Source organism: Aquabacterium sp., assembly GCF_036279655.1.
Taxonomy (GTDB): domain Bacteria; phylum Pseudomonadota; class Gammaproteobacteria; order Burkholderiales; family Burkholderiaceae_C; genus Aquabacterium.
The window spans coordinates 1-3946 of the sequence record NZ_DASUIT010000161.1; the positions used below are offsets into that span (position 1 = coordinate 1).

General features: G+C 66.5%; 5 protein-coding genes. All 5 read right to left on the bottom strand.

All coding sequences use genetic code 11. The annotated features are described in order from the left end of the window. Positions 1-1233: acetyl-CoA carboxylase biotin carboxylase subunit (accC, locus tag VFW84_RS17095; protein WP_329681680.1), on the bottom strand; the 1233-nt coding region annotated here is incomplete at its 3' end. 14 nt (positions 1234-1247) lie between these two features. Further along, the gene (accB, locus tag VFW84_RS17100; protein WP_329681681.1) at positions 1248-1697 is read right to left on the bottom strand and encodes an acetyl-CoA carboxylase biotin carboxyl carrier protein; all 450 of its coding nucleotides are present in this window, start codon (positions 1695-1697) and stop codon (positions 1248-1250) included. 76 nt (positions 1698-1773) lie between these two features. Further along, positions 1774-2229: a type II 3-dehydroquinate dehydratase gene (gene aroQ / locus VFW84_RS17105; RefSeq protein ID WP_329681682.1), complete on the bottom strand. Its 456-nt coding sequence runs from the start codon at positions 2227-2229 to the stop codon at positions 1774-1776. Between the two features lie 131 nt (positions 2230-2360). Continuing rightward, on the bottom strand, positions 2361-2906 hold the full coding sequence (locus tag VFW84_RS17110; RefSeq protein WP_329681683.1) for a TlpA disulfide reductase family protein: 546 nt from the start codon (positions 2904-2906) through the stop codon (positions 2361-2363). After that, positions 2903-3946, bottom strand: a 1044-nt coding sequence (locus VFW84_RS17115) for a hypothetical protein (protein ID WP_329681684.1), incomplete at its 5' end; no start/stop codon positions are given. The genes VFW84_RS17110 and VFW84_RS17115, both read right to left, overlap by 4 nt.

Below are 3946 nucleotides of genomic sequence, written 5' to 3' on the forward strand. Positions count from 1 at the left end.
GACCACCGTTTCGGACAGCGCGGTGCGCATGCGGGCCAGGGCCTGATCGCGGGTGTCACCGTGCACGATGATCTTGCCGATCATCGAGTCGTAGTTGGGCGGCACGTAGTAGTTGGTGTAGGCGTGCGAGTCCACGCGCACCCCCGGGCCACCGGGGGGGTGCCACATGGTGATGCGGCCCGGCGAGGGGATGAACTTGACCGGATCTTCCGCATTGACGCGGCACTCGATGGCGTGGCCGCGCATCTCGATCTGGCGTTGCGTGAAGGGCAGCTTCTCGCCCGCGGCGACGCGGATCTGCATCTGCACGATGTCGATGCCGCTGACCAGTTCGGTCACGGGGTGTTCCACCTGCACGCGGGTGTTCATCTCGATGAAGTAGAACTCGCCGTTCTCGTAGAGGAACTCGAAGGTGCCTGCACCACGGTAGCCGATCTTCTTGCAGGCGGCGGCGCAGCGCTCGCCGATCTTCTCGATGGCGCGACGGGGAATGCCGGGGGCCGGTGCTTCTTCGATGATCTTTTGATGGCGGCGCTGCATGGAGCAGTCGCGCTCACCCAGCCAGACCGCATTCTTGTGCGTGTCGGCCATGATCTGGATCTCGATGTGACGCGGGTGCTCCAGGAACTTTTCCATGTAGACCTGCGGGTTGCCGAAGGCGGCACCGGCTTCGGTCTGCGTGGTCAGCACGGCGTGCAGCAAGGCGGCCTCGGTGTGGACCACGCGCATGCCGCGGCCACCGCCGCCGCCAGCGGCCTTGATGATGACCGGGTAGCCGATCGATCGGGCGATCTTGATGATCTCCTTGGGATCGTCGGGCAGGGCCCCCTCGGAGCCGGGCACACAAGGCACGCCCGACTTGATCATGGCCTGTTTGGCCGAGACCTTGTCACCCATGATGCGGATGCTCTCGGGCGAGGGGCCGATGAAGGTGAAGCCGCTGGACTCGACCCGTTCGGCGAAATCGGCGTTCTCGGACAGGAAGCCGTAGCCGGGGTGAATGGCCTCGGCATCGGTCACTTCTGCGGCCGAGATGATGGCGGGCATGTGCAGATAGCTCTGGGCCGAGGGGGCCGGGCCGATGCACACGGCCTCGTCGGCCAGGCGCACGTACTTGGCGTCGCGGTCGGCTTCAGAGTAGACCACCACCGACTGGATGCCCATTTCGCGGCAGGCGCGCTGGATGCGCAGGGCGATTTCGCCTCGATTGGCGATGAGGATTTTTTTGAACATGGCCACCAGCCGCCTTATTCGATGATGAACAGGGGCTGGCCGTATTCGACGGGCTGGCCGTTGTCGACCAGGATCTTGGTGATGGTGCCGGCCTTGTCTGCCTCGATCTCGTTCATGATCTTCATGGCTTCGATGATGCAGATGGGCTGACCTTCCTTGACCTGGTCACCCACCTCGGCAAACGACTTGGCGCCGGGGCTGGAGGCGCGGTAGAAGGTGCCGACCATGGGCGACTTGACCGTGTGGCCGGTCTCCACCACGGGGGCTTCCACAGGGGCCGTGGCTGCGGGCACTGCTGCCGGTGCGGGGGCTGCCATGGCGGTGGCCGGTTGCATGTAGGTCATGACCGGGGCGGCGCCCGCCTTGACGATGCGAACCTTGCCATCGGCCTCGGTGATTTCGAGTTCGGATACATTGGATTCCGAAACGAGGTCGATCAGGGTCTTGAGTTTGCGCAGGTCCATGGTGGATCTCCAGGAAGGGAGTCGAGCCAGGCGGCTCGTACAACAAGGTGGGGCCGGTGAGAGGCGGGGGTGCCGCTCAGGCGGTTGGCGGGGGGGCGGTGCTCAGACGGGCGAGGGCCGCGTCCAGCGCCAGCTGGTAGCCCATGGGGCCCAGGCCCACGATCACGCCTTCAGCCAGGTCCGAGAAGTAGGAGTGCTGGCGGAAGGGCTCACGGCGGTGCACATTGGACAGGTGCACTTCGATGAAGGGAATGGCCACGCCCGCCAGGGCATCGCGCAAGGCGACGCTGGTGTGGGTGTAGGCCCCGGGGTTGATGAGGATGAAACCGGTGCCATCCAGACGGGCGGCCTGAACGCGGTCGATCAGGGCGCCCTCGTGGTTGCTCTGGAAGGCACTCAGGCTGGCGCCTCGGGCTGCTGCCCGCTGGACCAGCGCATCATTGATCTGTTCCAGGGTGGTGGCCCCGTAAACCTGGGGCTCACGCGTGCCCAGCAGGTTCAGATTGGGACCATGGAGAACGAGAATCTGCATGTGTCTCTGGCCTGTCACCCAGTCAACCCCAGCGTCTGAGGTGTGTCGGTGATGAACCAAGAAATTGAAAGTAGGCGGATTTTAAGCGCAAATGGCTGAAAAAACCGCAAATGCCTGAGGTGGGCAAGGATTCAGGCCAGGGCCTGCGCCCACTGGCGCAACTCGTCGAAATGAGTGGCCCCCATCTTACGCTGTCTCAGGCGCCCCTGGGCATCGATCAGCACGGAAAAGGGCAGACCCCCAGCCGTATTGCCCAGAGCTTGACTCAGCTCAGTGCCGCCAAAGCCCGCCAGACCGATGGGGAACTTCACCGGCGTCTTGGCCAGGAACTCGCGCACCGGGGTGGGGCCGTCGATGGCCAGGCCCAGAACCTGCCAGCCCTGGGGGGCAAAGCGCTCGTGGAAGCGGTCGAGTTCGGGCATTTCCTTGACGCAGGGGGGGCACCAGGTGGCCCAGAAGTTCAGCAGCAGGGGCCGACCCTGGAGGCTGGCCAGGTGCAAGGGCGTGCCCGCCAGGGTGTCGAACTGCTGCTGCCAGAAGTCGGCAGGCAGGGGCTCGCCGGGGGGCGGGTTGCGTGAGGCGGCCTGCTGTGACCACCACCAGCCTCCACCGAGGCCACTGAGGCCGCCGATGGTGGCGGTCAACAGCATCGCCCGGCGTGAGGGGCGGGCGCTCATGGCAGGCTCCCGGGGCGCAGCAGGGCCTGACGGGCCTGCTTCCAGGGCAGCACGACATGCTCGCCCCGGCAGCCCCGCTCGGCTTCGCTGTACACATTGGGGGACACCGCCAAGCCTTGCGGCGTGGGCCAGAGGATCCAGTCCGAGGGGACCTGGCCTTGCGTCAGGGCCGGGCTGGCGCAGCGGCCACCCCGGCAGTCATAGAGCTGGAGGACCCGTTCGGCACAGGACTCGTCGTCCACTTCGGACGTGGTGCCTGCGTGTGCCACCCGTTCGGTCATGGCGCGCAGCACCTGCGCTGCCAGCAGGTCCTTGCGCTGGATGTCCAGGGTCTCGGGCTGTGGTGTCGTGAAGCGGAACCAGCGTGACCACACCACCGGCTGGCCGGTGCTCAGGTCATAGGTGGTGGCGGTGAAGGCATTGGTGGGGTGGGCGGCGCCAGCGTGGTAGCTGCCGACGCTGTAGGTCAGGGCCAGCCAGCGCGGGTTGGCAAAGGCCACGCGCAACTCGTCGTCGTGGTCCACGGCCGTGAGGGCTTCGCTGACGCGTTCTTGCCATTGCGCCTTGAGCTGCTGGTTGATGCGCGCCAGCACCTCGCCGGAGGCGCCCTGGGTGAACTGCGGGGTCGAGACGTGGGTGCGCGGGTCGGTCCATTGCTGCCAGCTCACCGGCCCCATGCGGCCACCGGCCCGGCTCTGGCCGCGGGTGCCGCGCTCCCGGCGTTGCTCATAGGGGTCCTTGAAGGCATCGGCGCCCTCCTGGTAGTCGCCTATGCGTTGCAGCACGATGGTGGAGGCCGTCGGAGGGCGGCGGCCGGGCAGTCCGACGGGTGTCCACACGCCTTGCAGGTGCAGGGCGCTGGGTGCCGATCCAGCGCCTTGGGGGGCTCGCAATTGCCAGTAGCCGCTCGGTTCGGTGCAGGGCTCGTCGGCCCGTGTGTAGTCCGGCGGGCACTCTGTCAGGGACAGCTGGGTGGCGGCCGGGGATGGGGTCGACGGGGCCCAGAGCTGCAGGTCTCGCCCAAAGCGCTCATAGAAATA

Bases quoted from the DNA above. Each gene is read 5' to 3' on its own strand.
- accB (WP_329681681.1), bottom strand. From the start codon at position 1,697: ATGGACCTGCGCAAACTCAAGACCCTGATCGACCTCGTTTCGGAATCC.
- aroQ (WP_329681682.1), bottom strand. From the start codon at position 2,229: ATGCAGATTCTCGTTCTCCATGGTCCCAATCTGAACCTGCTGGGCACG.
- VFW84_RS17110 (WP_329681683.1), bottom strand. From the start codon at position 2,906: ATGAGCGCCCGCCCCTCACGCCGGGCGATGCTGTTGACCGCCACCATC.